21 protein-coding genes and 1 tRNA gene are annotated in these 22,894 nt (G+C 67.8%); 7 read left to right on the top strand and 15 right to left on the bottom strand.

Annotated elements, in window-relative coordinates:
• Nucleotides 1–20: 20 nt before the first annotated feature.
• Genes GGQ61_RS03315 through GGQ61_RS03325 form a run of 3 tightly spaced genes read left to right on the top strand, consistent with a single transcriptional unit; the run spans nucleotide 21 to nucleotide 2,793 of the window.
• The gene (locus tag GGQ61_RS03315; protein ID WP_183769881.1) at nucleotides 21–965 is read left to right on the top strand and encodes a carbohydrate kinase family protein; all 945 of its coding nucleotides are present in this window, start codon (nucleotides 21–23) and stop codon (nucleotides 963–965) included.
• Nucleotides 965–1,618: a class II aldolase/adducin family protein gene (locus tag GGQ61_RS03320; RefSeq protein ID WP_183769882.1), complete on the top strand. Its 654-nt coding sequence runs from the start codon at nucleotides 965–967 to the stop codon at nucleotides 1,616–1,618. The genes GGQ61_RS03315 and GGQ61_RS03320 overlap by 1 nt, the downstream gene beginning before the upstream one ends.
• Entirely contained in the window at nucleotides 1,615–2,793 is a 1,179-nt protein-coding gene (locus GGQ61_RS03325) for an MFS transporter (protein ID WP_183769883.1), read from the top strand. The genes GGQ61_RS03320 and GGQ61_RS03325 overlap by 4 nt, the downstream gene beginning before the upstream one ends.
• On the opposite strand, the gene GGQ61_RS03330 is transcribed toward GGQ61_RS03325, so the two are convergent.
• Both GGQ61_RS03330 and GGQ61_RS03335 read right to left on the bottom strand, forming a co-directional pair.
• Nucleotides 2,735–3,427: a TetR/AcrR family transcriptional regulator gene (locus tag GGQ61_RS03330; protein WP_183769884.1), complete on the bottom strand. Its 693-nt coding sequence runs from the start codon at nucleotides 3,425–3,427 to the stop codon at nucleotides 2,735–2,737. The genes GGQ61_RS03325 and GGQ61_RS03330 overlap by 59 nt on opposite strands.
• A gap of 125 nt (nucleotides 3,428–3,552) precedes the next feature.
• Complete coding sequence (locus GGQ61_RS03335; RefSeq protein WP_246370433.1) at nucleotides 3,553–5,796, bottom strand: TonB-dependent receptor; 2,244 nt, start codon at nucleotides 5,794–5,796, stop codon at nucleotides 3,553–3,555.
• 236 nt (nucleotides 5,797–6,032) lie between these two features.
• Between GGQ61_RS03335 and GGQ61_RS03340 the strand changes: the two genes are divergently transcribed.
• On the top strand, nucleotides 6,033–7,571 hold the full coding sequence (locus GGQ61_RS03340) for a N,N-dimethylformamidase beta subunit family domain-containing protein (protein ID WP_183769885.1): 1,539 nt from the start codon (nucleotides 6,033–6,035) through the stop codon (nucleotides 7,569–7,571).
• Here the strand turns inward: GGQ61_RS03340 and GGQ61_RS03345 are convergent.
• Nucleotides 7,568–8,929 (bottom strand): NAD(P)-binding domain-containing protein, encoded by a 1,362-nt coding sequence (locus GGQ61_RS03345; RefSeq protein ID WP_183769886.1) that lies wholly within the window; start codon nucleotides 8,927–8,929, stop codon nucleotides 7,568–7,570. The genes GGQ61_RS03340 and GGQ61_RS03345 overlap by 4 nt on opposite strands.
• 155 nt (nucleotides 8,930–9,084) lie before the next feature.
• Here GGQ61_RS03345 and GGQ61_RS03350 point away from each other — a divergent pair, with 155 nt between their 5' ends.
• A complete protein-coding gene (locus GGQ61_RS03350) occupies nucleotides 9,085–10,653 on the top strand; it encodes a PAS domain-containing sensor histidine kinase (RefSeq protein WP_221220816.1) in 1,569 nt (522 codons plus the stop codon).
• Here GGQ61_RS03350 and pip read toward each other — a convergent pair.
• Nucleotides 10,650–11,729 carry a prolyl aminopeptidase gene (pip, locus tag GGQ61_RS03355; RefSeq protein ID WP_183769888.1) on the bottom strand — a complete coding sequence of 360 codons (1,080 nt, stop codon included), beginning with the start codon at nucleotides 11,727–11,729 and terminating at the stop codon, nucleotides 10,650–10,652. The genes GGQ61_RS03350 and pip overlap by 4 nt on opposite strands.
• Nucleotides 11,730–12,090: 361 nt before the next feature.
• On the opposite strand from pip, the gene GGQ61_RS03360 reads away from it, so the two are divergent.
• On the top strand, nucleotides 12,091–14,736 hold the full coding sequence (locus GGQ61_RS03360) for a bifunctional acetate--CoA ligase family protein/GNAT family N-acetyltransferase (protein ID WP_183769889.1): 2,646 nt from the start codon (nucleotides 12,091–12,093) through the stop codon (nucleotides 14,734–14,736).
• Here GGQ61_RS03360 and purN read toward each other — a convergent pair.
• The 6 genes from purN to GGQ61_RS03390 form a co-directional block, all read right to left on the bottom strand.
• Nucleotides 14,733–15,338, bottom strand: a complete 606-nt coding sequence (gene purN / locus GGQ61_RS03365; protein ID WP_183769890.1) for a phosphoribosylglycinamide formyltransferase — start codon at nucleotides 15,336–15,338, stop codon at nucleotides 14,733–14,735. The genes GGQ61_RS03360 and purN overlap by 4 nt on opposite strands.
• Nucleotides 15,335–16,159, bottom strand: coding sequence for an MBL fold metallo-hydrolase (locus GGQ61_RS03370; protein ID WP_183769891.1), 825 nt, complete (start codon nucleotides 16,157–16,159; stop codon nucleotides 15,335–15,337). The genes purN and GGQ61_RS03370 overlap by 4 nt, the downstream gene beginning before the upstream one ends.
• Complete coding sequence (locus GGQ61_RS03375; RefSeq protein WP_183769892.1) at nucleotides 16,156–16,932, bottom strand: TatD family hydrolase; 777 nt, start codon at nucleotides 16,930–16,932, stop codon at nucleotides 16,156–16,158. Before GGQ61_RS03375 ends, GGQ61_RS03370 begins: the two co-directional genes overlap by 4 nt.
• A 9-nt stretch (nucleotides 16,933–16,941) precedes the next feature.
• Complete coding sequence (locus GGQ61_RS03380) at nucleotides 16,942–17,940, bottom strand: DNA polymerase III subunit delta' (protein WP_183769893.1); 999 nt, start codon at nucleotides 17,938–17,940, stop codon at nucleotides 16,942–16,944.
• Entirely contained in the window at nucleotides 17,933–18,577 is a 645-nt protein-coding gene (gene tmk / locus GGQ61_RS03385; RefSeq protein ID WP_183770586.1) for a dTMP kinase, read from the bottom strand. The genes GGQ61_RS03380 and tmk overlap by 8 nt, the downstream gene beginning before the upstream one ends.
• A gap of 65 nt (nucleotides 18,578–18,642) precedes the next feature.
• Nucleotides 18,643–19,596 carry a septal ring lytic transglycosylase RlpA family protein gene (locus GGQ61_RS03390; RefSeq protein ID WP_183769894.1) on the bottom strand — a complete coding sequence of 318 codons (954 nt, stop codon included), beginning with the start codon at nucleotides 19,594–19,596 and terminating at the stop codon, nucleotides 18,643–18,645.
• Between the two features lie 151 nt (nucleotides 19,597–19,747).
• On the opposite strand from GGQ61_RS03390, the gene GGQ61_RS03395 reads away from it, so the two are divergent.
• Nucleotides 19,748–19,837 (top strand) — tRNA-Ser (locus GGQ61_RS03395).
• On the opposite strand, the gene GGQ61_RS03400 is transcribed toward GGQ61_RS03395, so the two are convergent.
• The 5 genes from GGQ61_RS03400 to GGQ61_RS03420 all read right to left on the bottom strand — a co-directional run bounded on the left by GGQ61_RS03400 (nucleotide 19,805) and on the right by GGQ61_RS03420 (nucleotide 22,894).
• Complete coding sequence (locus GGQ61_RS03400; protein ID WP_183769895.1) at nucleotides 19,805–21,472, bottom strand: recombinase family protein; 1,668 nt, start codon at nucleotides 21,470–21,472, stop codon at nucleotides 19,805–19,807. The two genes, GGQ61_RS03395 and GGQ61_RS03400, sit on opposite strands and share 33 nt — an antisense overlap.
• Nucleotides 21,469–21,867 carry an HVO_A0114 family putative DNA-binding protein gene (locus tag GGQ61_RS03405; protein WP_046846297.1) on the bottom strand — a complete coding sequence of 133 codons (399 nt, stop codon included), beginning with the start codon at nucleotides 21,865–21,867 and terminating at the stop codon, nucleotides 21,469–21,471. The genes GGQ61_RS03400 and GGQ61_RS03405 overlap by 4 nt, the downstream gene beginning before the upstream one ends.
• The gene (locus GGQ61_RS03410; protein ID WP_046846296.1) at nucleotides 21,864–22,217 is read right to left on the bottom strand and encodes a toxin-antitoxin system TumE family protein; all 354 of its coding nucleotides are present in this window, start codon (nucleotides 22,215–22,217) and stop codon (nucleotides 21,864–21,866) included. Before GGQ61_RS03410 ends, GGQ61_RS03405 begins: the two co-directional genes overlap by 4 nt.
• The gene (locus GGQ61_RS03415; RefSeq protein WP_046846295.1) at nucleotides 22,214–22,528 is read right to left on the bottom strand and encodes a hypothetical protein; all 315 of its coding nucleotides are present in this window, start codon (nucleotides 22,526–22,528) and stop codon (nucleotides 22,214–22,216) included. Before GGQ61_RS03415 ends, GGQ61_RS03410 begins: the two co-directional genes overlap by 4 nt.
• Nucleotides 22,529–22,675: 147 nt before the next feature.
• The gene (locus GGQ61_RS03420) at nucleotides 22,676–22,894 is read right to left on the bottom strand and encodes a DUF2274 domain-containing protein (RefSeq protein ID WP_046846294.1); all 219 of its coding nucleotides are present in this window, start codon (nucleotides 22,892–22,894) and stop codon (nucleotides 22,676–22,678) included.

The following is a 22,894-nucleotide window of genomic DNA, read 5'->3' on the forward strand; positions in this document are numbered from 1 at the left end:
AGGCGTAGGGGAGAGAACCGATGAAGTCCGGACTGCTGACCATTGGACTGACGACGCTGGACGTTGTCGCGCGGCCGATCGACGGCCTGCCAAGCGGCGAGGGCACGACCCTCATCGAAGGCATCGCCTGCGCTCCGGCCGGGACCGCGGCAGGCGCGGCGATGGTCGCCGCGACGCTGGGCGTGCCGGTGAAACTGGCCTCGGCGGTCGGCGGCGACCTGATCGGACGCTTCGTGCGCATGGCCCTGGACGAGGCCGGCGTCGACACCTCGCTGCTGGCGACCATGGACGGCGCGCCGACCTCGACGACGGTGCTGGCGGTCGACTCGCAAGGTCGGCGGCCGAACTTCCACGCCCTGGGCGCAGGCATGTTCGCCACCGTCACCGACAATGTTCTGGCCGCCGCGCGCGAGACGCGTTTCCTCCACTATGCTGGCGTTGGCGGGCCGAAACTGGACCGCGGACCGGGCGCGGAGCTGCTGCGCGCGGCGCACGAGGCCGGTGCGATCATCACCTGCGACCTGATCTCGCCGCAGCCCTCGGCGTTGCAGGAGCTGGAGCGGCTGCTGCCTTATGTCGACTATTTCATGCCGAGCGCGGCCGAGGCCCTGGCCCTGACCGGGACCGAGGATCTGGACGCCGCGGCAGACGCCTTCCTGGCGCTGGGCGCCAAGGCCTGCATCATCAAGAACGGCGGGCAGGGGTCTTACATCGTGCTGCCGAGCGGCCGGTTTACACTGCCGGCTCACAGGATCACGCCGGTAGACACGACTAGCTGCGGCGATTCCTACTGCGCCGGTTTCATCGCCGCGCTGAACCGCGGCTGGGAACCGCTGGAAGCCTGCCGGTTCGCGACCGCGACCGCCGCGCAGGTGGCGCAGGCCTTGGCGACCCTGGGCAAGCTGGAGAGTTTCGAAGCGACCGAGGCGGCGATGACCGCGGCGCGCACGGCGGAGAGCGCCTGATGGCTCAGAAGCTGGACGAAGGTCAGCTGCGCGAGCGCATGGCCTATGTGATGCGGGCGATGGATGCGCGCGGGCTCAACCGCGGCACCTCGGGGAACGTCTCGGCGCGCTTCGGCGAAGGCATGCTGGTGACGCCGAGCGGCGTGGTCCCCGCGCAGTTGAGCGCCGAGCAGGTGGTCTATGTGGCCCCCGACGGTTCGACCCCGGAGGGCAGCCTGAAGCCCTCCAGCGAATGGCGGATGCATTGGGGACTGCTGGAGCGACGCCCCGACGCCAACGCCGTCGTCCATTGCCACTCTCGGCACGCGACGATCCTGGCCTGCGCCGGACTGGAGATCCCGCCCATGCACTACATGGTGGCGGTCGGCGGCGGCTCCAGCGTGCCGGTCGCGCCCTACGCCACCTTCGGGTCGGCCGAACTGGCCCAGTCCGTGGTCGAGGCCTTGGACGGCCGAGCCGCGGCGCTGATGGCCAATCACGGCCAGATCGTCGTCGCCCGCAACCTCGACGCCGCCCTGGCGATCGCCGAGGAGGTGGAGGAACAGTCAGCGGTCTATTGGGGCACGCTCGCCATCGGCGGCCCCAAGCTGCTCGACAAGCAGGAGATGGACACCATCCTCCAGCGCTTCAAATCCTACGGCCAGAAGTCGTGACCGCGGCCCTCAGCGTGGCGGGCGCTCCCGCCGCCAGCCGTCGGGACGTCACGATCGCGCTGACCGTCGGCGTCGTCGCCCTGCTGATCGCCGGCCTGCAACCGGTCGTCCTGGGTGGGCTTGAGTCCGAGGGACGGCTCACGGCCTCGCAGATCGGGCTGGCCGCCACCGTCGAGCTGCTGGCGCTTGGCCTGACCTGTGGCCTGGCCGCAGCGTTCCTCAAGCCTGACCGGGTTCGGCTGAAGCTGGCCCTTGCGTGCATGGCCCATGCCGGCGCCATGTTCGGCACCTGCCTGGTCGCCGGCGTCGCCGTGATCGCCATGCGCGGCGCGGCCGGGGTGTTCGCTGGCCTGATGCTGTGGGCGGCGATCAGCACCATCACGCGTGCGGAGCGCCCCGAACGACTGTCGGGGGTTTTCGTGACCGTGCAGACGCTGGCGCAACTGGTCCTCGCCGCCGTGCTGCCGGCGACCGTCGTGCCGTGGTTCGGCATCAATGGCGCGCTGGAGGCGCTGGGGGTCATCTCGCTGCTGACCGCCGTGGCCGCCCTGGCCGGCGCCAACAGCTATTCGCCGCTGCCCAAGGCGGCAAAGGGCGGGGGCGGCATCGGCCTGCGCCCGCTGCTGGGCCTGGCGGCCTGCTTCCTGTTCATGGCCTTCATCGTCGCGCTCTGGGTCTATCTGGAGCCGCTGGCCGAGCTCTCGGGCATGTCCGCCAAGCAGGCCGGTCTGGCCGTGGCCGTGGCGCTGGGCATGCAGGTGGCTGGCGGCGCGGCGGCGACGCTGGCGGCGCGGCGCTGGCGGCGGCCGGGGGGCGTGCTGCTGGCGGTCGGCGCGCTGAACGGCGGCATCCTCGCCATCCTGTTCGGCCCCCCGCAGGCGGCGCTGTTCATGGGCGCGGTGGCGGTGTTCGGTTTCCTCTGGCTGTTCGCCCTGCCGTTCCAGACCCTGCTGCTGATCCAGCTCGACCCGACGCGACGCGCGGCCATGCAGCTTGGGACCGCCCAACTGCTGGGCAGCAGCTTCGGCCCGCTGGTCGCCTCGTTCGTGGTGAGCAACGACGAAGTGAGGGGCGCCGTCGGCCTGTCGGCCGCACTCCTCGTGCTCGCGCTGATCGCTATCGGCCTGCTGACGGCGTTCCGGCCCGCTTCCGCAGCTGTTGGTAGTACAGGCTGACCATCCAGCTGACCTCCTCGGCGACCCTGTCGTCATCGAGGCTGGGGTCTTCGATGATCATCTCGACGGCGGCATAGGTCATCTGCTCGGAGAGCCGCATGGCGGTCCGCAGATGATCGTCGCTGACGTTCGGATAGGCCCGGCGCAGGAACTCGTACATCCGGTCGAGCACCTTGTTGCGCGAAGCGGTGCGGACCTCCTGGAAGGCCGGGACCGCGCGGATCGCGCGCAGGATCCACAGACCGCCAGGCTGACGGCGGGTGATCTCGATCTGACGTTTCTGAAGGCGCAGGTTCTTTTCGACCGCTTCTTCGAGGGTGGTCGAGATCGCCCCGCCCTCGTCGAGCCATTCGAACACGGCCTCGTCCTGCGCCTCCATCAGCCGGCGGGCGAGTTCGGAGACCAGGGCGTACTTGTTCGGGAAATAGCGATAGAGCGCCGGCGGCGTCAGTCCCGCGCGCTCGCAGACCAGATTGGTGGTGAGCCGCTCGAACCCGACCTCGGCCAGCACCTCGCCCGCGGTGGCCAGCACGGCTTCGTATGTGTTCTTGCCGCGCGGCCGCGAGGGCAGGGACTTGGCGTCGAGCGAGGGAGCCGCGCTTGCGGCGGCTGAAGCTGGTGCGCGTTTCGCCATTTGATTCCAGGTTCTCGCCGGATCGACGATCGCGATTTGTATAGCAGGGCCCGGACCCTCGGCGAAAGCGTGGCTAAGCCCTGGCGTACGCAGACGCCAGGGCCGCCAGGGCTCATTCGCAGGTCTTAGTAGTGGTAGCGCAGGAAGACGCCCAGGCTGCGCGGCTTGTTGTAGGTCAGCAGGTCCTGGCCGAGGCTGTCGATGTTGGAGATCGACACGAAGTAGTCCTCGTTGAACACGTTGCGGGCGAAGACGCCGGCCTCGATCGAGGTGTCGGGCGAACGCCAGCTGGCCTGGGCCCCGGCGATCCAGACGCCGTCCTGCGACAGACGCTCGGCGTTGGAGTTGTCGAAGTAGATCTTCGACGAATAGGCCGCGTCCGCGCTGGTCACGATCGAGGCGCCCGACGCCAGCGGGAAGGTGTAGTTGACCGCGGCGTTGAAGGTCACCTTCGGCGACTGCGGCAGGCGGTTGTCGGTGAAGTCGTCGCCGTCCGACTCGTACTCGCCGTACTTGGCGTTGAGCAGCGACAGACCGGCGGTGATCAAGAGGTTCTCGGTCGGGCGCGCGGTCAGGTCGGCCTCGGCGCCGTAGACCTTCGAGCTGGCGGCGTTGTCGAGCACCAGCACGGTCAGGCCGTTGCGCAGGGCCTGGGCGAACACCTGCTGGTTCTGGTAGTCGTAGTAGAAGGCCGACATGTTCAGGCGCACGCGGCGATCGAACAGCTCGGACTTCACGCCGACCTCGTAGGCGTCGAGCGTTTCGTTGTCGTAGGGCTCGAGCTCTTCCGGCGTGGTCGCCAGGCCGCCGAAGAAGCCGCCCGCCTTATAGCCGCGGCTGTAGGTGGCGTAGACATTGACGTCGTCATTGACCTCGTAGCGCAGGCCCAGGCGGCCCGACCAGTCGGAGAAGGTCTTGCTCTGCTTGGATTCGAGCAGGACGATCGAGCCCTCGGCGGTGCTGCGATAGTCGAAGTCCTTGTCGTCGGCCGACCAGCGCAGGCCCAGCGTCGCCGTCAGACGGTCGGTCAGCGAATAGTCGGCCTGGCCGAAGATCGCATAGCCCTTGGTCTTCTGGGTGTAGGGCGTGCCGAACACCGCGACGCTGTTCTCCAGGCTGACGCCGGTCGGATTGTCCGGGGTCGTGAACAGCGGACGCAGGTCGCGCAGAATGTCCTGCTGCGTGGCGTTCTTGATCGTCTCGTCCATGTAGTAGAGCCCCGCGACCCACTTCAGACGCGCGGCCGGGTCGTTGGACTGCAGGCGCAGCTCCTGGGTGAACTGCTGCGAGCGCGAGAGGTAGTTGATCTCGATCATCTGCAGCGGGCTGGAGTCGGTGTTCTCCAGGGCGTTGCGATGCGCCCACTGATAGGCTGTCACCGAGACCAGCGAGACCGGCCCGAGGTCCCAGTTGGCTTCCAGCGACGAGCCGAACAGGTCGACCTTGTCCTTGCCTTCGAGGTTGTAGTCGCCGGCGTAGCGGTCGTTGTCGGTGTCGGCGTAGCCGAGCAGGTCGGTGCACAGGCCGCTCGAATAGAGCGCGCTGGCGCAGAAGCCGGTCGGGCCGGCGGCCTCGGGCGCCGCCGGGAAGAGGGCGCGGTGCTGCGGGGCGGTGGCGTCTCCGCGGTTCACGAAGCGGTTCACCTGGGCCAGGACCTCGAAGTCCTCGGTCGGGGTGAACAGCAGTTGCGCACGGCCTGCCCAATAGTCGGTGGCGTTCACGTCGTTGCCGGTGACCCGGTTGTAGGTGAAGCCGTCGTCGGCGACGTACTGGCCGGCGACGCGGAAGGCGAGCTTGTCCTGCACGATCGGGCCGCCGACCGCGGCGGTCAGGTTGACCGCGTTGTAGGTCGCGTATTCAGCCGCAACGTCGGCGGTGAAGGTCTGGGTCGGGCGCTTGGTGGTGACGTTGATCGCCCCGCCATTGGTGTTGCGGCCGTAGAGCGTGCCTTGCGGACCGCGCAGCACCTCGACCTGGGCCAGGTCGAAGAAGCCGGCCATCTGGGCCAACGGCGAGCCGATGTAGACGCCGTCGACATAGACCCCGACGCCGCTCGACGAGTTGGGGTTGAAGTCGCTGAGGCCGACGCCGCGGATGAAGATCTTCGGGTTGGCGGCGGCGTCCCCGCTGCTGACGCGGAGGCCGGGCGCGAGATTGTTCAGGGCCACGACGTTGTTGACGCCCTGGTTGGCCAGCGCCTGGCCGGTGATGGCGGTCAGCGCGACCGGCACGTCCTGGAGGTTTTCGGAGCGCTTTTGCGCGGTGACGACGATCTCCTCGACCGTCGCCGTGCTGTCCTGCGCGTGAGCCGCGCCCGTCGAAAGCGCCGCCAGGGCGCAGCCCATCAGCCAGAACGTCTTCATCTTCATCCCCGTGATCTTCTTGTCGCAAACGCGATGCGAGCCCTTGAGATAGCAAAAGCTATCATAGCGCAAGAGGGGCGCTGCGGCTGGACGGCATGTGGGCGGCGGTGCGTGTTCTGGCGGCGACAGCGGCTCAAACCGCGTGCATCAAGGCCTGAGGGAGATTGCGGGTTGGCGAACGCCTCGGCCCCCTGCAATAATAAAAACTATCACAACGTCGTGGCCATTGGGAGGGTGTCATAATGCTGGGTTGCTACACCGATCGTCTGAGCGTGCGGCCGCTGGAGCGCTTCACCCTGCTGGCGAGCGCCGAGGGCCCGAGCCGGCTGCAGATCACCCGGATCGGCGGGACCGAGGACGTGGTCCTGTCGCAGGACGGTGTGGCCACGCAGCTGCAACCCGTGCCGGAAAACGTCGACCGTGACGGCTGCGGCTGGGCGCCGACGCTGGAGATCGAGGTCGGCGCCGATTGGCGCTCGGGCTACTACGACATCAGGCTGACTGACGCCGCCGGGGCCGAGACCCACCACTTCGTCTGCGTGAAGCCGCCGCTTCGCGCGGCGAAGTCACGAGCCGCCTTGGTCCTCGCGACCAACACCTATCACGCCTACAACTGGTGGGGCGGGGCCAACGCCTATTCCAATGTGACCGGACTGATGAGCGGGCAGGTTCCGTTCGATCAGGCGATGGACCAGGCCATCGGTGTCCTCTCCACCGAGCGCCCGTTCGCGCCGCTGATCGCCGCCGCGCCGGACGACGCGCCGCGGCTGGTCAACACCCGCAAGCGCGGCTTCAAGGAGCGGCCGTGGGCAAGCGATCCGGCCTGGATGGCGGCCCATCGCGTCTCGCCCTACGACGGCTCGGCCGGCTTCCTCAACAAGTGGGAGCACGCCTTCCTGCAGTGGGCCGAGCGCGAAGGCTACGTCTTCGACGTCTTCACCGACTATGACCTCGAGGCGGAGCCGGACGTCCTGAAGGACTACGCCTCGGCGTTCTTCGTGGGCCACAGCGAATACTGGTCGGGCGGCCAGCGGGCGCAGGTCGAGCGCTTCGTGGACGCCGGCGGCAAGGTCGGGATCCTGTCGGGCAATACCTGCTTCTGGAAAGTCCGCTGGGAGAACGACGGCAAGACCCTGATCTGCCACAAGTGGCGCGGCTTCGAGGCCGAGGACGTCCCGGCCAGGGACGCGACGCACCTGTGGTCGCACGCCGCCTTCGAGCAGCCGGAAGCGGCGCTGACCGGCCTCAGCTTCGTGTTCGCCGGCTATCACCGCCTGGGCATGTGCGTCTCGCGCGGGCAGGGCGGCTTCACCATCTACGACGACAAGCACTGGGCCCTGGAAGGCTCGGACCTGTTCTACGGCGACATCCTTGGCGGCGACCTGCCGCTGATCGGCTACGAGAGCGACGGCTGCAAGTTCGAGTTCGGTCAGGACGGCCTGCCCAAGGCGATCCCCAGCGTCGGCGTCCCGGCCAACTTGGAGATCATCGGCATCGCGCCGTGCGCCTTCGGCGAGGAGGCCGGTCGCGGCTACAACCCGATCATCCCCCCGGAGAAGCTGGACGTGATCGCCAACGTGGTGTTCGGCGACACGAGCGCGGAGGCTCAGGCCGCCGTCCTGCGCGGCCACGCTGTGCTCGCCAGCTTCAAGCGCGGCGAGGGCGAAGTGTTCAATACCGGCACCACGGAGTGGGCCCACGGCCTGAAGGCCCAGGACCCGTTCGTCGCGACCATCACCCACAACGTTCTGCGACGCTTCGGCGTGACCCGGACGGCTTAGGCGGAGACCTCGGCTCGGGCGGGGATCGGCGGCGCATAACCGGCGGCCTTAGCCCGGGCCTCGCCGCGGACGATTTCCTTCAACAGGTCGGCGACGTAGACGCCGAAGTCGACCTGGATGGTGTGGCGCTTGGACCGGTAGTACTGACCCAGATGCGCCTCCTCGTCGCGCGCGGTCGTCTCGGTCATCTCGGCCGACGAGGGCGGCAGGTAGCGACCGCTCAGATAGGCCGCCGCCAGCTTGGCCTGCTGTTCGGCGAAGTTGACGAGGGTCGGCAGCGGCTGGGCCAAACCCATGTAGAAGAGGTTCGGCACGGCCGGGTTCATCATCCGCTTGAACAGCGGCAGCCGATGGTCGGCGTCCGGGACCAGAGCCGGATCGTCGAAGAACGGAAAGCGCATGTCGTAGCCGGTGGCGAAGATGATGGCGTCGACGTCCTCGACGCTGCCGTCGGCGAAGCGGACCTGGTCGCCCTCCAATCGCTCGATCGCCGGCTTGAACTTCACGTCGCCGCAGCCGGCCCGGGTCAGGAACTCGCCTGAGACAGACGGATGCGCCTCCAGCGGCTCGTGGTCGGGCTTGGGCAGGCCGTAATCCTCCATCTTGCCGATCGACTTCTTGATGGCGGCGCGGGCCAGGGACAGCCCGAGCTTGCGCGGCATCCAGGACGGCATGGCCGATTTGTCGGCAGGGCGGCCGTTCATGTACTTGGGCAGCACCCAGACGCCGCGGCGGGCCGAGACCCAGAGGTTCTTGGCGATCGGCCGCTGGGAGAGTTCGGAGGCGATATCCATCGCCGAATTGCCCATCCCGACCACGACGATGTTCTTGCCGCGCATGTCGACAGGATCGAACGGGTCGCGATAGGCATGACTATGGAACGCCGCGCCGTTGAACTCGCCCTCATAGTCGGGGACGCGTGGGCTCCAATGGTGGCCGTTGCAGACGAACAATACATCGTAGAGCCGGGTCTCGCCGGTCGAGAGGCTGACCTCCCAGAGGCCGTCGTCCCTGCGCCGCGCCTTCTCGACCGCGGTGTTGAACGTGATGGTCTGACGCAGGCCGAAGTGGTCGACATAGTTCTTGAAGTACTGGAAGAGCTGGGCGTGGTGCGGGAAGTCGGGCCAGTCGGCCGGCACAGGATAATCCTCGAACGCCAGGCGCCACTTCGAGGTGTCGATGTGCAGGCTCTCGTAGCAGGCCGAAAGACCGTTCGGGTTGCGATAGTACCAATTGCCGCCGATGTCGTCGGAGAGTTCGAAGCAGTCGTAAGGGATGCCGTGATCCTTGAGGCGCTTGGCGGTCGTGAACCCCGAGCAGCCTGCGCCGATGATGCAGGCTTTTGGCGGCTGAGCCACGGTTCTCTCCCTCGAATGACATTGTTTGAATGAAGGCTAGCGCCGGACGGTCGGCGGCGCCTAGATTCACGTGGGGGAACCCGACGCGGCGGCGGCCATTAGCCCTCTACGGGGCGATAGTCCGCAGTAGGGTCAGTCGGGCTATGGGGGAAGAAATGAAGCAGTCCGTCGAGACGCCGCCAGCGGCGGACGACCGCATATACGAGCGGCTGATCCAGTCGGTCGTCGACTATGCGATCTACATGCTCGACTTGGAAGGTCGCGTCATCAGCTGGAACGCCGGGGCGGAGAAGATCAAGGGCTATGCGGCCGCCGAGATCATCGGCGACAACTTTGCGCGGTTCTACACGCCCGAGGAGCGCGACGCGGGCGCGCCGCAGAACGCGCTGCGGCTCGCCGCCGCCGAAGGCCGCTTCGCAGCCGAGGGCTGGCGACTGCGCAAGGACGGCACCCGTTTCTGGGCGATGGTGGTCATCGATCCGGTTCGCGCCGACGGCGAACTGATCGGCTTCGCCAAGATCACCCGCGACATGACCGAACTGCGGGAGGCTCAACTGGAGCTGGAGCGCTCGCGACAGGCGCTGTTCCAAGCCCAGAAGATGGAGGCGGTCGGCCAGTTGACCGGCGGCCTGGCGCACGATTTCAACAACCTGCTGACCGGCGTGACCGGCAGTCTCGACCTCATGCGCCGGCGTCTCGACCAGGGCCGGATCAGCGAGCTGGACCGGTATATCACCGCCGCGCAGGGCGCGACCTCGCGGGCTGCGGCGCTGACCCACCGGCTGCTGGCCTTCTCGCGCCGCCAAACCCTCGAGCCGAAGGCGGTCGACGCCAACAAGCTGGTCGCCGAGATGGAAGAGCTGGTCCGCCGCACTGTCGGCCCGAGCATCCTCGTGCAGACCGATCTCAGCGACGAACTCTGGACCTGCTTTTGGGACCCAAATCAACTTGAGAACGCGATCCTCAACCTCTGCATCAACGGCCGCGATGCGATGGGGGACGGCGGCCGGCTGATCGTCGAAACCGCCAACGCCGTGATCGACGCCGACGCGGCCGCCCAGCGCGACATGCCGCCCGGCGAGTATGTCGCGGTGGCGGTCAGCGATACCGGTCGCGGGATCAGCCCCGAGCTGCTGCCGCGGGTGCTCGAGCCGTTTTTCACCACCAAGGCGGCGGGGAAGGGGACGGGACTTGGCCTGTCGATGATCTACGGCTTCGCCAAGCAGTCCGGCGGTCAGATCCGCATCTACTCTGAAATCGGGGAGGGGACGACCGTCCGCCTTTACCTGCCGCGTCACCGAGGCGATGCGCAAGCCGAACAGCCCAAGGAGCAACCGGCCAAGCCCCCGGCGGGGCGCGGCGAGACGGTGCTGATCGTCGATGACGAGCCGACCATCCGGATGCTGGTCAGCGACACGCTGGCCGACCTCGGCTACCAGGCCATCGAGGCGGCCGACGCGCCGACCGGGCTGAAGCTGCTGGAATCGGACGTCGCCATCGACCTGCTGATCACCGACGTCGGGCTGCCCGGGGGGATGAACGGCAAGCAGATGGCCGACGTCGCCCGCCGGCGCCGCCCGGACCTCAAGGTGCTGTTCATCACGGGCTACACCGAGAACGCGGCGATCTCCAACGGGCGGCTGGAGCGCGGCATGCATGTGCTGAGCAAGCCGTTCCCGATGGAGAAGCTGGCCACCCGCATCCGGGCGATCATTGAAGGCTAGAGCCTGGGCAGGCCGTCCATGATCGCCGTCAGCGCCAACGCGGTCTCACGCTCCATGGCGCTGTGGCCGGCGTTGGTCATCACGAACGTCGCCGGCGGCGCGCCGAGCTCTGCGAGGGCGGCGGCGAGGCGCGAGGCTTGCGGCAGCGGACAGACCTGGTCGAACCTGCCATGGACGATGTGGGTGGGCACGCCCGCGATCGCTGCGGCGTTGCGGATGATGTAATCCGGCTCCAGGAACAGCTGGTTCGCGAAGAAGTGGGCCTCGATCTGCGCAAAGCAGAGCGTGAAGTCGGCCTCACCGAACTTCCCCGAGTCCGCGTTGTCCGGGATCATGTTCGAGATCGTGCCTTCCCAGACCGACCAGGCCAGCGCCGCCTGCAACTGGCGCTCGCGTTCGGCGTCGCTCGCCGGGGTCATATCGAAGATCGCCTTGTAGGCGCCCATCATGTCGGCGCGATCAGCCGGAGGGATGATCTCGACGAAGGCCTTCCACTCATCCGGATAGGTCACGTAGGAGCCGGGCTCAGAGAGCTCGAACGGCGTCTTCTCGAACACCGCCGCGTTGCCCTGGTACATGTAGAGCAGGTCCTCTCGCGTCCCGAGAAAGATCCCCCGCAGGATCAGCGACGCGACGTTCTGCGGATGGCGGATGGCGTAGACCATCGCCAGGGTGCTGCCCCAGCTGCCGCCGAACACGTGCATTTTCCCGCTGATCGACAGCGCCTCGCGCAGCGCGTTGATGTCGTCGACCAGGTGATCGGTCGTATTCTCGGCCAGAGCGATCTTCGGACCGGCCGAGGCGACGGTCGGCTCGCTTTTCCCGCAGCCACGCTGGTCGAACAGGATCACCCGGTAGCGCGCCGGATCGAAGAACCGCGACATGACCGGCGCGCAGGCGCCGCCAGGCCCGCCGTGCAGGAACATCACCGGTTCGCCGTCCGGGTTTCCGTATTCTTCCCAATAGAGCTTGTGGCCAGGCGAGACGGCCAGCAGGCCCGAGCGATTGGCCTGCGCCTGCGGATAGGACCATTCGTCGGTGATCTTGCTGGTCGCCTGCAGTTTCGAGAAGTCCACGGGGGTGCTCCGGATCCGTCGCTTTCGATGCGCCTTGGACCCGCACATGCCCTGAGGTCAACCCGTCCGTGCGGAAGCTCGGCCGGGTGGTCCGCGGCGCTGGGGTCGTGGATGCGAGTGTCCGCGCGGGGGCTGCTGAACGTCGGAGCAGGAGGACACGCATCGCTCAACAAGAACATCGCCTAAGGAATATTATCGGCAATTAATAGCTCCGGTCTGTTGGCCCGGGACGCTACATCCTTAGGCCGACGCTGACGGATTCGCCCCAGAGCGAGAAGCCGACTTGATCGACAGGCCGGTGCGCGGTGTCTTGGCGGTTCTGGCCAGAATCTCCTGGCCCAGGCGCAGACGGAAGCCGGGTATGACGACGCGAAACCTTGATGCGCTGTTCCATCCCAACGCCATCGCCGTGATCGGCGCCAGCAACGCCCCGGGCTCCGTCGGCCAGGTCCTGTCGCGCAATCTGCTGGAAAGCGGCTTCTCCGGCCCCGTGCTGCCGGTGTCGCTGAGCGCACGCGCGATCCGCTCTTCCATCGCCTATCTCAGCGTCGCCGAACTGCCGATGGTCCCGGACCTGGCCGTGATCGCCACGCCGGCGCCATCGGTTCCTGGCATGGTCGCCGAACTGGCCCGGGCCGGCTGCCGCGCGGCGATCGTGATCAGCGCCGGCGTCGATGCGACGCTGCGCCAGCAGATGCTGGACGCCGCCAAACCGACCCTGATGCGGATCCTAGGGCCCAACTGCCTGGGATTTATGTCGCCGCGCCAAGGCATTAACGCCAGTTTCGCACACCTGTCGCCGGCGCCTGGCGGCTTGGCGCTGGTCTCCCAGTCCGGCGCGGTGGCGGCCGCGGCCATTGACTGGGCCCACGCCCGCGGCGTCGGCTTTTCGCACGTCCTGACCATCGGCGACGCGGCCGACATCGATTTTGGGGATCTGCTCGACTATCTGGCCCTCGACTACGACACGCATGGCGTTCTGCTCTATGTCGAGAGCATCACTGATGCGCGCAAGTTCATGACCGCCGGCCGCATCGCCTCGCGCGCCAAGCCGGTCGTCGTGGTCAAGGCCGGCCGCAGCAAGGCCGGCGCTCAGGCCGCCTTCTCGCACACCGGCGCGCTGGCCGGCGCCGACCTCGTCTATGAAGCCGCCTTCCGTCGCGCCGGGATGCTCCGCGTCGGCGGTCTGCGCGAGCTCTTCGATGCGGTGTCGACCCTCGGCGCCGGCATGCGGGTCTACGGCGACCGCCTGGCGATCCTGACCAATGGCGGCGGGGCTGGCGTCATGGCCGCCGACGCGCTGGAAGCCCGCGACGGCCGGCTGGCCGAACTGTCGCCCGAGACCATGGAGAAGCTCGCCGTAACCGCGCCGAAATATTGGTCCGGCGCCAATCCCGTCGACATCCTGGGCGACACGCATGCCCCGGTTTATGCCCGGGCGCTGGAGATCATGCTGGAGGACCGCAATGCCGACGCCGTGCTGGTGATGAACTGCCCGACGGCGGTCGAAGACAGCACCGCAGCGGCCGACGCCGTGGTCGAGGTGCTGAAGGCCAAGCGCTACCATCGCCCCGTGCTCAGCGCCTGGATGGGCCAGACCGCCGTCGCCGAGGGCCGACGCCGGCTGGCGGCCGCCGGCGTGCCGGCCCACGAGACCCCGGACGAAGCGGTCCGCGCCTTCATGCACCTGGTCGATCACCGCAAGAACCAGGAAGCCCTGATCCGCACCCCCGGCGCCACAGCCGCGCCCAACGGCGCCACAGCACGCGCGGTGATCGCCAATGCCCGCGCCGATGGGCGCCTCACCCTCACCGACCCGGAGGCGCGCGAGGTGCTCAAGGCCTACGGCGTGCCAGCGCTGGAGGGCCGTGACGCGGCGACGCCTGAAGAGGCGGGCCGCATCGCCGAGGAGATCGGCGGTCCTGTGGCGCTGAAGATCCTGTCGCCGGACGTCAGCCACAAATCCGAGCTCGGCGGCGTCGTGCTCGGCCTCGAGGGCGCGCTGGAGACCCAGATCGAGGCCCAGGCGATGATGGCGCGGATCGCCAAGGCGCGGCCCCATGCGCGGATCGAAGGCCTGGTCGTCGAGCCGCTGGTGCATCGGCCCGAGGCGCGCGAGCTGCTGGTCGGGATCGCACAGGACAGCCTGTTCGGACCGATCGTGATGTTCGGCGCCGGCGGGATCAGCGTCGAGGTCACCGCCGACCACGTGATCGGCCTGCCGCCGCTCGACGACGTGCTGGCCCGCGACATGGTCGGCCGCACGCGGGTTTCAAGGCTGCTGCAGGGCTTCCGCGACCACACCGCCGCAGACCTCGACGCCATCGCCGACGTCATCGTCCGGGTCTCGCAGATCGCCGCCGGCGAACCGGAAATCGCCGAACTCGACATCAACCCCCTGCTCGCCGACGCGTCCGGGGCCCTGGCCCTGGCGGCCCGGATCCGGCTGCGGGCGCCTGACGAGCCGTCGCGGAGGATGGCCATCCTCCCCTACCCCGACCGTCTGCAACGCCAAATCGAGGTTGGCGGCCAGCAGGTGACGCTGCGCGCGATCCGCCCGCAGGACGGCCCGGCGATCGCCGCCATGGTCGAGGCCAGCAGCGCCGAGGACGTGCGCCTGCGCTTCCGGTCCGGCTTCCGGACCTTGCCCCCAGGCTGGCCCGAGCGCCTGTCGCAGATCGACTATGACCGTGAAATGGCGTTGGTCGTCGATGACGGCGAGAAGATCATCGGCGTCTCGCGCCTGGCCGGCGATCCCCAGGGCGAAACCGCCGAGTTCGCGCTGATGGTCCGCACCGACCAACAGCACAAGGGCCTGGGGCGGCTGCTGCTCGGCGAAATCCTCGACTACGCGGCGGCCAAGGGTCTGTCGGAGGTCTGGGGCGACGTCGCGCGTGAAAACACCGCGATGCTCACGACGGCCAAGTCCTTCGGCTTCGAGCGGCGTGCGGCCGAGGACTTCACGCGAGTGAAGATCGTGAAAACCCTGGCGAAGGACGCCGGCTAGTCCGGCAGTCGCAGGTCGCCCGAGGCGATGCGAGCCAGGGTCTCGACGAAGAACCCCGGCTCCATAGCCGCCACCCGCGCTTCAAGCGCCTCGGCCGTGTCGCCGGGCAGCACCGGCACGGTCCGCCGCTCGATCACCGGACCGTGGTCGTAGATCTCGTCGACCGCATGGATGGTGGCGCCGCTCTCGGTGACACCGGCGGCGATCACCGCCTCGTGGACGCGACGGCCGTACATCCCTTCCCCGCCGAAGGCCGGCAGCAAGCCTGGATGTATGTTCAGGATGCGGTTGCGATAGCGGCCCAGGGTCCGTGGTCCCAGGTGGCGGAGATAGCCCGACAGGATCACCAGTTCGACGCCCGCCGCCTCCAGCGCCTCGCAGAGCGCTGCATCTGCGGCGGCAGGATCCGACTGGGTCGGGATCAAGAGGCTCGGTACGCCGCGCTCGGCAGCGAACTCCAGCGCCGCGGCCTTGCGGTTGTTGCTGACGACCAACCGAGGCTCGGCCGGCAAAGCTCCGGCGCGGGCGGCGTCCACGATGACGCGCATGCTAGTGCCGTTCTTAGACGCCAAAAAGCCAAGCTTAAGCGGCGAGGAAGTCATGACAAATCGCCACTCAGTTCATGTTCGAAGCGCAGGCCGTCGAAAGCTGGCTCGACCCCCTGCGGCAGCTTCGCAGCCAGCTCGGCGTAGTCGAGGTCGATGTGCATGTTGGTCAGGATCGCCCGGCGCGGGCGCACCCGCGCGATCCATTCCAGCGCCAGGTCGACATGGGCGTGGGTCGGATGCGGCCGCCAGCGCAGCGCATCGAGGATCCAGACGTCCAGGCCGCTTAAGGCCTCGAAGGCCGCCTCGTCCAATCCGACCACATCGCTGGAATACGCCACGTTTCCAAAGCGATATCCGATAGACCTCACACCGCCATGGTCCTGATCGAAGGTCTTCACCGGGATCGCGCCGGACGGGCCGTCGATCGCCCAGAGCTGGCCGTGGGGCGCCAGCGGGGTGATGTCGCCGATGGCCGGATAGCCGTTCTCGCCCTGGAACACATAGCCGAACCGGCGCTGCATGCTGAGCGCGGTCGGCGGGTCCATGTAGCAGGGGATCCGCGCCCGCTGGCGGATGAAAAAGGCGCGGATGTCGTCGATGCCGTGGGTCTGGTCGGCGTGATCGTGCGTCAGCAGCACCGCATCCAGCCGCTTGGCGCCCGCTTCCGACGTCTGCCAGACCAGATCGGGCGAGGTGTCGACGATAAGGGTGGTGTCGCTCTCGCGCCCCTGCCCCAGCCGCCGCACCAAGAGCGAGCAGCGGCGACGACGGTTCTTCGGCTCAGCTGGATCGCACGCGCCCCAGTCGCCGTCCGCCCGCGGCACTCCGCCGGACGATCCGCAGCCCAGGATCGTGAACTCCAGCCGCCCGCTCATGGCCGCGGGATCCGGTCGAACAGGGCGAAGAACGCGTCCTCGGTCCGCTTTTCGGCGTCGTGCTTCGACCAGCCGCGGATCTGCGCGAGCTTGTTCAGCACGTCCGGCAGGAAGGCCGGCTCATTGCGGCGTCCTCGGTGCGGCACCGGGGCTAGATAGGGGCAGTCGGTTTCGACGATGATGCGGTCGGCCGGCATCTCGCGGACGACCGCGCGAACATCCTCGGCGGCCTTGAACGTCGCGATGCCCGACACCGAGAACCAGGCGCCCAGCGCCGCCGCCCGCGCCGCCAGCTCCGCGCCGGACGTGTAGCAGTGCATCAGCATCTTGAACGGGCCGGCGGCGTACTCCTCCTCGAGGATGTCGCCTATCAGCTCGTCAGCCTCGCGGGTGTGAACCACAAGCGGCAGGCCGGTTTCGCGCGCCGCAGCCACGTGCTGTCGGAACACCTTGGCCTGGATGTCGCGGGGGCTGAGGTCGTAGTGGAAATCGAGCCCGGTCTCGCCGATGCCGACCACGCGCGGATCGGCGGCGATGGCGATCAGGTCGGCCGCCGACAGGTCCGGGTTCTCCTTGGCCTCGTGCGGATGGGTGCCGACCGTGCACCAGATGTCGGGATGGTCGGCCAAGGCGCGCACGGCGGCGAAGCCGGAGACCTTGTCGCTGATGTTGACCATAAGCTCGATACCGGCGGCGCGCGCACGGGCGATCACCTCGTCGCGGTCTTCGTCGAACTGGTGCGCGTGCAGGTTTACGTGGCTGTCGATCAGCATCCGGATATTTCAGGCGCGCGCGGCGGCGCGAAGCTCAGTGAGGGCCGTGAAGAACGCGTCCGCACGGTCGAGATTGACGGCCTCGACCTCCCGCGGGAGGCGCTGCAGCGTCTCCCATGCTCCGGCCCAACGATCAAGTCCGCCATAGCCCTCGGCCGCCAGGCGCATGGCATGGCCGTGCACGCGCTCGGCGAGCCGCTCCAGCAGCAGATTGAACTGAGCCGCGCCCTCCGCGCCGCGGAAGCGATCGGCCAGCGACAGCGCCAGGCCTTCGTCGACGTTCGGCAGCGACAAAAGGATCTCCTTCGCCGCGTCGTCGACAGCAACCGCGCCAGCGAGGGCGAGCGCCAGAGCCTTGCCAGGCGCGCCCTTCGACATCCGGGCCAGTCGGATGGCGTCCTCGGCGTTGGCCGTCGTTCGGGACTCCACGAACGCGGTGACCGCGTCTTCCGGCAACGGCTGGAAGCCCAGCCGCCGGCAGCGCGACTTGATCGTCGGCAGCAGGCCGCCCGGCGCATGTGAGACCAGCAGGATCACGCCGCGCGGCGGCGGCTCCTCCAGGGTCTTGAGGACCGCGTTGGCGGCATTGACGTTGAGGTCGTCGGCGGCGTCGATGATCGCCACGCGATGCGGGGCCGAGGCCGGCGACTTGGAGAAGAAGTCGGTGAGCTTGCGCGCCTCGTCGACCGGGATCAGCTTCCGCGGCTTGCCGTCCTCGCCGATTTTCTCAAGCACCATCAGGTCCGGGTGCGAGCGGGCGATGATCTGGCGGCTGACGGGATGGTCCGGCGAGGCGCCCAGCACGCCGTAGGCGGCGTTCGGCGGCGCACCCAACAGCCGACGCGCGGCGCGGAAGGCGAAGGTGGCCTTGCCGACGCCCTCGGTCCCAGTGAGCAGCCAGGCGTGGTGCAGCCGGCCACGGCCTCTTGCCTCCTCGAAGGCGATTTCGGCCGCTTCATGGCCTTTCAGATCGAAGACCTGGCGTGGATGGGGCGCGGCGTCAGCCATGGACCAGCCGGCTCTCGACTGCGCGCCAGACCTGGCCCTCCACCTCGTCCATGTCCTGGGCGGCGTCGATCAGCGTGCAGCGGTCGGGTTCGGCCGCCGCGATGGCGCGGAATGCGGCGCGTAGCCGCTCATGGAAGGCCACGCCCTTGGATTCGAAGCGCGTCTCGGCATGGCCTTCGGCCTGAGCGAAGGCCTCTGCGCGGGCCAGACCGACATCCACCGGCAAATCGAACACCAGCGTCAGGTCCGGCCGGACATCGGCCAGGACAAAGGCCTCCAGCGCGGTGATGAAGGCGGGATCGACCCCGCCGGCCCCGCCTTGATAGGCGCGGGTTGAATCGGCGAAGCGATCGCAGACCACCCAGGCGCCGCGCTCCAGCGCCGGCAGGATGGTCCGCTCGATATGGTCCCGGCGCGCGCCGTACATCAGCAGGGTCTCGGTCGCCGGGCTCCAACGGTCGGCGTCGCCCTTCAGGACCAGGTTGCGAATAGCCTCGGCGCCCGGCGAGCCGCCCGGCTCGCGCGTGGCGACCACGTCGTGGCCGGCGGCCTGCAGGCGCGCGACCAGGCGCCGGACCTGCGTCGACTTGCCCGCGCCCTCGCCGCCTTCGAAAGTGATGAACCGCCCACGCGTCACGCCGGCCAAAATGGCCGCTTCGGTCCGTTTGTCCAGCGCTCAACTGTCGCCGGCGGCGATGGGGCTCAGGCGCCCGGCCGCACCACCCGCGCCTCGGTGAAGCCGTAGGCCGCGACCCGGTCGCGCAGATCGAAGGCCTCGCCCTCGTCCGCCGTCCCGTCGACCATCACCCGATAGAGCGTCATGCCGTCGGCGCGCTGGAACGGCTCCACCTTGGCGACGACGGCCGAGCCGAGTTGGCTGACCACGCGCTGCGCATTGGCCGGGTCGGAGAACGCGCCGGCCTGGACGCGATAGATCAGGCCGCCGCTCGCCGGCGGCGGCTGAACCGGGACCGAAGCGACCGGAGCCAGCGGCGCCAGCGGCTGCGACGCCACCGGCGTCTCGACTGGACCAGGGTTCAGGCCGGCGTACGGCGTCGGCGCCGGCGGCAGCTGCGATGGCGCGGGCGCCGGCGTGTAGGCGGAATGGCGCAGGCCGGCGTCCGGCGCGCCGAGCGGAGCCGGGCCGACATAGCGGACGCGCACGCGCGCCGTGCCCTGCTGCTCGAAGCCGAGTTGGCGCGCGGCCTCCTGCGAGACGTCGATCACCGCCCCGCCTTTGAACGGGCCACGGTCGTTGACCCGGACCTGGACGGTCCGGTTGTTCTCGAGATTGGTCACCTCGACGATCGACGGGAGCGGCAGCGTCGTGTGAGCGCCCGACAGCGCATAGCGATCGAACACCTCGCCGTTGGCCGTGGTCTTGAGGTGGTGCGATTGGCCGTACCACGTGGCGGTGCCTTCCTGGTCATAGCCAGGCTCCTCCTTCGGCACGTACCAGACGCCGCCGACCTCGTAGGGCGAACCGACCTTGTAGCGTCCTCCTGCCCCGTTCGGCAGCTGGCCAGGAGTCGGCCCGGCCGTAGGATGCTTGGCGGCGTAGCGCGGTTGCGGCGTGGCGCAGGCGGCGAGCGCCGCCGTTCCCATAAGCACGACAGCGACGCTGCGAACCGGCGTGCGCGAACGGATGCGGGCCATGGCCGCCCCCTCTTTCAAACCTACGCTCCCCAGCGCTGGCGGCCATGTTCGCGCGCGAGACTTGAGCCATGGTTAACGCCAGGGCGAATTTCATTAAGCATCCACGATGGGTGGAGACGTCGCGCGACGCCTGCTATAGCCCCCTCGTTCCGGAAGGGTGGCCGAGTGGTTTAAGGCAGCGGTCTTGAAAACCGCCGTAGGTGAAAGCCTACCGTGGGTTCGAATCCCACCCCTTCCGCCACTTTGGAACCCCTCTGGGCACGCCAGCCACCGCCGATTGCCGCACTTGGCCAGCAATAAGCGTCCTTAGCAGCTCCGTCTTCGATCCCATGATGCGAATTGCGTCGTCGGCGACCTCGACACGCTGCGCCAGTGAGCGCAGATGATCCCGCCGATAGCCGCCCTCGCTGCCCCGGATGCGCTCGCGTGCGCGACGCGCAAATCCCCGGATCATGGTCGGGGTGATGGCGCTGTGGCCGGGGCTGTCGAGCAAGGCTTGCGCCCGGTCGGCGTCGGCCCTGGCCTGATCGCGGATGACCTTGAGGCCGGCGATGCGCTCCTTGAGCGCCGGGTCGTCAAGATCGGCGACGCCCGCCTCGATGGCGTCGTAGAGGCGCTTGAGGCGCAATTCCGATTCGGTCGAGCGCCGCTCCAGTTCGGCGATGTGCTGCCGGCGACGCTCGGCCTGATCGTCGCGACGGCCGAGCACGGTGCCAAGCAAGTCCTCCAGCCGGTCGGCATCAAGCAAGCGTTCCTCGATATGCCCGACCACCATGCGGTCGAGCTTATCCATCGGGATCGCGCGGCCCTTGCAGCCGGTTTCGCCCTGCCGGGCCTTGATCGAGCACGCATAGTAGCGATAGCGCCCGCCCTTGCCGGTGCGGATCGTCATAGCGCCTCCGCAATTGCCGCAATAGCAGATGCCCGTTAGCAGCGTCGGCCCGATCACGACGCGCGCGGGCAGCTCGGTCTTGGGATTGCGGGCCTGCAATAGCTTCTGCACCGCGTCGAACGTCTCCCGCTCGATAAGCGCCGGCACCTGAACGGTGATAACCTCATCCTCGAGCTTCACCTCTCCCTTGTTGGAACGGCGATTGAACCGATGCTCGCCGATATAGGTGCGCCGGGTCAGGATGCGGTGAACCTGACCGATGCCCCAACGCCCGCCGTCGCGCGTGAAAATGCCCTTGCCATTGAGATACTTGACGATGGCCTTCACGCCCATCTGGCCGGATGAACCTTCACCCTCCAGCGCAAGGCGATAGATGAGCCGGATCGTCTCGGCGTGCAGCGGGTCGATTTCCAGCTTCTTCTTGACCTTCGCGCCGCGCTGCTCGGCCGCGACGACGCGGTAGCCGATGGGCGGCAGCGAGCCGTTCCAGAAGCCTTGCCGGGCGTTTTCCTTCAAGGCGCGCAGGACGTGCTTGGCGTTCTCCTTGGACTGGTATTCGTCGAATAGCGACATGATCCGTCGCATCATGTCGTGGATCGGATCATCGCCAAGCTCCTGCGTGATCGAAACCAGCTTCACACCGTTCTTCGCCAGCTTGCGGTAATAGAACTCCATTTCAAATTCGTCGCGGAAGAAGCGTGAGAAGCTGTGAACCACGACGACATCGAACGATGCCGGCTTAGCGGTGGCAGCCTCTATCATCCGCTGGAACTCCGGGCGGCGGTCGTTGGTCGCGCTGTTGCCCGGCTCCACGAATGTTTCGACAAGCTGATAGCCGCGCGCCTCGCAATAGGCTTCGCCCTGGCGCTTCTGGTCGGGGATCGACACGTCATGCTCGGCCTGCCGCGTCGTCGAGACGCGCAGATAGAGGGCGGCGCGCAGCGTGACGTTGGGATTGTGGACGGTGGGACTATGGACGTTCATTGCCGGCCTCCTGCCGCCTTGCGCGGCCCTGCGCGCTCGGTCAGCGGCAGGTCTAGTTCTACTCGGTCGTGGATGACCTTGGGCGTGAGCTTGCGGCCTTCGCCCTTCTCCATGCGGACAAGGCCGTAACTGGCCATCCGTTTCAGAGTGCGGGACAGGTTGGACTTGGCCCGGCCGGTGATCTCGGCCAGTTCCTCCAGCGAACCCGGCGCTTGCTGGTCGATGACGCGCAGCAATTCGCGATTGCCCGCCGACAGCACCTTGGCGAAGGATTCCATGGATGTGAACCACACCTTCGGATCGCCGGGCGCGGGCTTTTCCTCGCCCTTGGCAATCCGCATGGTGCGGGCCTTCATTTCGTCGTAGCCGGCAATCCCGACTTTCAATGTGGTCATGTTACGCCTCGCTCCTTCAACACCGCGTCCACCGCCTGCCAGAAGTCGGCCAGCAGCGTGGCCGCACCCTCGTAGGCGTAGGGCTTCACGGTCTGGAGGCGGTGCCGATGGTCCATCGGCTCGCCGCGCCTGCCTCGGCCGACTGGATGGGCGTTGTCGAAGCCGACCAGCCGTTCGCCCGAAGGCCCGTGAAGCGTGAGCGAGTAATCGAGGCCGTGCGGCTTCTCCGGCGATGCCGGAACGCGGGTGACGATGAACTTCACCCAATGGCCGCCCTCGGGATCGACAACGAGCACCTGGCCGTCGAGGTCCAGAAGCGTGTCGAGGTTCGGATCACGATCCTCGCTCATGGCTTTTTGTTATCAGATGAAGATAACTTAGTCAAGCCCGGCACGGTTGGAAGTGGGCCGAACATCTCGTCGAAGACATCGGCAAACCATCGCTCGAACACCTGAATCTCTGCCTCGGTGATCGGCACTTTCTCCGGCCAGTCGTCGATGACGGGCAGCTTCTCCACGTCGAAGGCATCGGGCGGGCTTCCGCGCGCCGGGCTGATACGCGGCGCGGGATCGTCGTCATAGTCGTAAAGGTCATCGGGAAGCGTCTGCGGAGCCGGCTGTCGTGGGCGGCCCCTTTGGGTATGGCGGCGTCTCGCGCACATGGAATCCTCCGTGGTTCGTTGCTGGATTCCGGGTGGCTGGAAGCCCCGGAATTAGGCGAAGCATGGAGGGGGATCGGCGGCCTGTAGCGTGCCGCATTTGCGCTCACGCGCTGGCGGCACCCCTGCTGTCGGGTGCCGCCAACTAGGTTAGCTGGCCGCGCGGCGGGCCTTCTGAAACTCTCGATCCGTGGCGAGGAAGCGTTCCAGCATCGGCACAATCAGCTTTTCCGGCTCTATTGGCGGCTGCCCTGGCTGCGCCAGCAATCGGCCATAAAGTTGCAAGTCCCGAAAGAGTGTCGCGGGAAACTCGCGCGACACCTTGACGGGCTTGTCGTCGGCGAGCGTGCCGAGTTTCAGCTTGCTCAT

Source organism: Phenylobacterium haematophilum (assembly GCF_014196295.1).
GTDB lineage: Bacteria > Pseudomonadota > Alphaproteobacteria > Caulobacterales > Caulobacteraceae > Phenylobacterium > Phenylobacterium haematophilum.